Raw genomic sequence first — 5,107 nt, forward strand, 5'->3', positions numbered from 1 at the left:
CAATAGCAGGAGGGCGACAACAGCGCGGCTTATGTGCACGCGGCCTATATGAATGGCGCACGGGCAAGAGCCGCCCAAATGAAAAAGGCCGGGTATTGCCCGGCCTTTTTGTAAAATTCTCAACAGGTTAGAACTTGATCTTGATACCGCCGGAAAATGCCGTGACCAGATCGTTGCCAAAATCGTAGGTGGCGTCGTCACCAATAATTTTTCCGTTCTCGCCAATCACTATGCCGGAATGACCACTGGTGAGCACACCGACTGCACCGGCCAGGCGAACCTCAATGTTGGGCTTCGGCGTATAAGCGACGCCGCCACCCAGCGTCCAGGTGTCGGTCTGCGCGCCGAAGCCATGCGAGGTGCCGCGATCCCAAGTCAACTGACCGGCTCCACTCCACTGATCGTTGAACTTGTGGCCGATACCACCTGATACGGTCCAGCCATCACGATACATCAGGTCAAGGGAGGTTGCCTCTGCCGGGCCGTTGGTGAAGCAAAGTGAGGACGGAGCCCCCACCGGGCAGATAGGAACGCTCTGCAGCAAACTCCAGTTCACCCACTTGATCGAACCGAAGGCAAGCCAGCCGGGAGCGATACCCGACTGCAACTTCAGCTCCACGGAATCAGGCATGTACTGTGTTGATCCGTAAATATCGGTAACGCCTCTGCCAATACTGGTGAGGTCGAGCGCACCCGAGATATTGTCGAGCTTGACTTTCGAATTGTAGACAAGGCTCGCGCGCAACGCGATGTCGGGGATTTCATAAGCGACGCCTGCGCGCCAACCCCAGCCACTGGCCTCGAGATCGACACGGCCTGTCAATGCTGGGAGTACGTTTACCAAGCTTTCTTTGAATCCCGAGATGTCTTGGTAAAACAGCCCGCCGATAAAACGAAGTTGGCCCTTGCCCGCATCAAATTTATAAGAGCATGTACCAGCGTAGTTGTTGCTCTTGATATCGGTTTCCGTATTGGAAAGCGCACCATTCCACATGCCAGGTGCGGTATGCGCGCCCCAGGGCTGCGAATAATCGACCATACAATCCACGCCTTGCACGACCTGGACCTTCATTCCCACGCGCGGAACCCAATAGCCCTCGGCTCCGTCGGCCGAGGTGCCCAAGCCGAGATCGGCTCCGCCTGGACCGCGCGCATTCTCGTACTTGCGGTCCGGCATCACATAGGTCGCTTCCGCTTCGGTCGCGAACGGAGCCGGATCGAACAGCAGATCGATATCGTAGCCGCCACGCTCCAGGCCGCCGGCATGTGCCGGATTCATCGCCGTCCCGATCAAAGCCAGCGAAAAGCAGCCCGCCCCCAGCAGCGCCTTCAGTCGCAGAATAGTCATGAAATGTCCTCCCCGAATTCGAGTGCACCAAGCTAGAACCAATTCAGGTTAACGGTGCAACAACGAATTCGCGGGCGTACATGTACACACTGGCCAGCCGCATTTTCGAGGAAATGCAACCGGGTGCGGCAAGGCCGAAAAATGGTCTGTGAAGGCTGAGCGGCTCTCAAAAAACAGGGAGAACCATCCAAAAAGGCTCGAAAACAGGCCTTTTTTGGGCTCCAGGAGCCCCATTGTTACATTATGGCAACAATGGGGCTAAAACTTCCGTTTACGTCAATATTAACGCAACGGAATGCTGATTTTCCAGGCGGAAAACCAGCATTTTAGAGGGGTCTAAAGTCTCCCGAATCTACCCTCAGCCGGCGTCGCGAACCCTGGCCAGCGCGATCGACAGCTTGTCCTGTGCATCGCGGTATTCGGCGAGCTTTTCACGCTCGGCATCGACGATCTCGGCCGGCGCGCTGGCCACGAACCTCTCGTTCGACAGTTTCTTGTGCAGGCGCGCGATCTCCTCGGTCACCTTGGCCAGTTCCTTCTGCAACCGTGCAGCCTCGGCGGCGAGGTCGATCAGGCTGCCAAGCGGCAGGCAGATCGTCGCCTCGTTGAGCACGATCTGCGCCGAACCCTTGGGCGCGATATCGGCAAGCGAGATGTCGCCGACCCGCGCCAGCCGCTTGATCGCCGACTCCTCGCGAACGAGGCGCTCGCGTGTCACATCGTTGGCGCCGACCACGACGAGCGGTGCGATGGCTGCCGGCGGCACGTTCATCTCCGAACGCACGGAGCGGATGCCGGAGACGAGGTCGACCAGCCAATTGATGTCGGCTGCAGCCTCGGCGTCTTCGAAGTCCGGTGACGGCCACGTGGCATGGCACAGCAGCGAGGGGCGTTGCTTGCCTTCGCCAGCGGTCTGCGCCCACAGTTCCTCGGTCATGAACGGCATCATCGGATGCAGCAGCTTGTAGATCTCGTCGAGCACGAAGGCGACGCAGGCTCGGCTTTCGGCTTTGGCCGCCTCGTCGGTTCCCATGAACACCGGCTTCAGCAGTTCCAGGTACCAGTCGCAGAACAGGTTCCAGACGAAGCGGTAGGCGGCGCCCGCCGCCTCGTTGAAGCGGTATGAGGTGATGCCGTCGGTGATCTCGCGCGCCGCCCGCGTCAGCTCGGTGAGGATCCAGCGGTTGACCGCCAGCTTGGCGTCGTTCAGCCAGAAATCGTCATTGCGCGCGACCTCGTTCATCTCGGCAAAACGCGTCGCGTTCCACAGCTTGGTGCCGAAATTGCGATAGCCGGCGATGCGCGCCGGATCGAGCTTCACGTCGCGGCCTTGTGCCGCCATCACCGTCAGGGTGAAGCGCAGCGCATCGGCGCCGTATTCGTCGATCAGGTCGAGCGGATCGATGACGTTGCCTTTCGACTTCGACATCTTGGCGCCGTTCTTGTCGCGCACCAGCGCATGGACATAGACGGTGTGGAACGGCTCCTCGTCCATGAAGTGCAGGCCCATCATCATCATGCGGGCGACCCAGAAGAAGATGATATCGAAGCCTGTCACCAGCACGTCGGTCTGGTAGTAGGTCTTCAGCTCGGGAGTCTCATCAGGCCAACCCAGCGTCGAGAACGGCCACAGCGCCGACGAGAACCAGGTGTCCAGCACGTCCTCGTCGCGGGTCAGGATCTCGCCCGGCTTGAAGTTCTCCAGCTTGTCCTCGACCCAGGCCTTCCACGGTCCTTCCAGCGCCAGATAGAATTCGATCGCGGCGCTCAGCGCCTCTTCCTCGGTCTTCTCGACGAAGACGCGCCCATCCGGCCCGTACCAGGCCGGAATCTGGTGGCCCCACCAGAGCTGGCGCGAGATGCACCAGGGCTGGATGTTCTCCATCCAGTCGAAATAGGTCTTTTCCCAGTTCTTCGGCACGAAGTTCGTGCGACCTTCGCGCACTGAAGCGATTGCCGGTTTGGCCAGCTCCGCCGCATTGGCATACCATTGCTCGGTCAGGAACGGCTCGATCGGCACGCCTCCGCGATCGCCATGCGGCACCGCATGGCGATGCGGCTCGACCTTTTCGAGGAAGCCGCCCTCTTCCATCAGCTCGACGATCTTCTTACGCGCGACGAAGCGATCGAGGCCGTCGAGTTCGTCCCAGACCGCCTGGCGCTCCGGCGTCACCTCGAGGCCGGCAAGGAAATCCTCATTGTCCCTGAGACTTACCGCCGCCTCCGTGGTCAGGATATTGATCGCCGGCAGCTTGTGGCGCTTGCCGACCTCGAAATCGTTGAAGTCGTGCGCCGGCGTGATCTTGACCGCGCCCGAACCTTTTTCCGGATCGGAATACTCATCCGCCACCACGGGAATCCTGCGGCCGACGATCGGCAGGACGATGTTCTTGCCGACCAGATGCCGGAAGCGCTCGTCGTCGGGATGCACCGCGACGGCCGTATCGCCCAGCATCGTCTCCGGGCGCGTCGTCGCCACGGTGATGAAGGTTTTCGGGTTTTCCGGGTCGAAGACCTTGCCTTCGACGGGGTAGCGGAAGTGCCAGAGATTGCCATTGACCTCCTGCTGCTCGACCTCGAGATCGGAGATCGCGGTGAGCAGCTTGGGGTCCCAGTTCACAAGACGCTTGTCCTTGTAGATCAGCCCTTCCTTGTAGAGCGTGACGAACACTTCGAGCACCGCCTTGGACAGGCCTTCGTCCATGGTGAAGCGTTCGCGTGACCAGTCGGCCGAGGCGCCGAGCCGCTTCAGCTGGTTGAAGATGGCACCGCCGGATTCGGCCTTCCACTCCCACACTTTCTCGATGAACTGTTCGCGGGTCAGGTCGCGGCGATGGATCTGCTTTTCCATCAGCTGCCGCTCGACCACCATCTGCGTGGCAATGCCGGCATGGTCCATGCCCGGCTGCCACAGGACGTTCTTGCCGCGCATGCGCTCGAAGCGCACCAATATATCCTGCAGCGTGTTGTTGAGCGCGTGTCCCATATGCAGCGAGCCGGTGACGTTCGGCGGCGGGATGACGATGGTGAAGGCCTCCGCCCCCTCCTCGGCCCCGGCACCGGCGCGAAACGCGTCGGCCTCTTCCCAGACTTTGGCGATCTTCGGCTCGACGGTTTTGGCGTCGTAGGTCTTTTCAAGCATGGGAAAATGGTCCGCGCTGTCGGGAGTTTGCTGGTCCGGTGTAAATCGGAAGGTTTTGGCCAAGTCAACCGCAAGGGCTGTCTCGGACCCTCACAACCAGATAGGCGCGGCCTCAGTCATTTCAACGGAACGCGATCCGTCGTCCTGCCGACAACGACTTCACCAAAAGAAACGGCGCCACGAAGGCGCCGTTTCCTCTGGGCAATCGGCATGGGGAACTACTGCGCCCCGCGCGCCACGCGCTCGATCTCCTCGCGCACCAGCCTTTCGACCAGTGTCGGCAGATTGTTGTCGAGCCAATCCTGCAGCATCGGCCGCAGCATCTCTTCGGCCATCTCGTCGAATGTCTTCTTGCTGCGGCTGGCAAACGCGTCGGAAAGCTCGCCAAAGGCAGCCGCGACCTGACGGCCGGTGTGCTCGGAAACGATCGCCGGACGCGGCGCGTCGCTGGCCGCCACCGGCCGCACCACGCTTGCATCCGGACGAGACGGCTCGGTAGCCGGTTTCGCGGCCGGTTCATCCCCTGGAGCCTCCACGGACGGCTGGGCAGCCGTCTTGCGTGCCTCGCTCCGGTCCGACACCGCCCTGGCCTGCTCGCCAACCGCGGCGATCTCGCG

General features: G+C 61.0%; 3 protein-coding genes. All 3 read right to left on the reverse strand.

What is annotated here, in order from left to right:
* Nucleotides 1–127: 127 nt before the first annotated feature.
* Nucleotides 128–1,348 (reverse strand): OmpP1/FadL family transporter, encoded by a 1,221-nt coding sequence (locus EN884_RS25330; RefSeq protein WP_013531282.1) that lies wholly within the window; start codon nucleotides 1,346–1,348, stop codon nucleotides 128–130.
* Nucleotides 1,349–1,706: 358 nt separating this feature from the next.
* On the reverse strand, nucleotides 1,707–4,490 hold the full coding sequence (locus EN884_RS25335; RefSeq protein WP_013531281.1) for a valine--tRNA ligase: 2,784 nt from the start codon (nucleotides 4,488–4,490) through the stop codon (nucleotides 1,707–1,709).
* A 218-nt stretch (nucleotides 4,491–4,708) separates the two neighbouring features.
* Nucleotides 4,709–5,107 (reverse strand): DUF2497 domain-containing protein (locus tag EN884_RS25340; RefSeq protein ID WP_128360797.1); only part of this gene is annotated, 399 nt, incomplete at its 5' end.

This window comes from Mesorhizobium sp. M7A.F.Ca.AU.001.01.1.1 (genome assembly GCF_004022735.1).
In the GTDB taxonomy this organism is placed as follows: Bacteria; Pseudomonadota; Alphaproteobacteria; order Rhizobiales; family Rhizobiaceae; genus Mesorhizobium; species Mesorhizobium ciceri.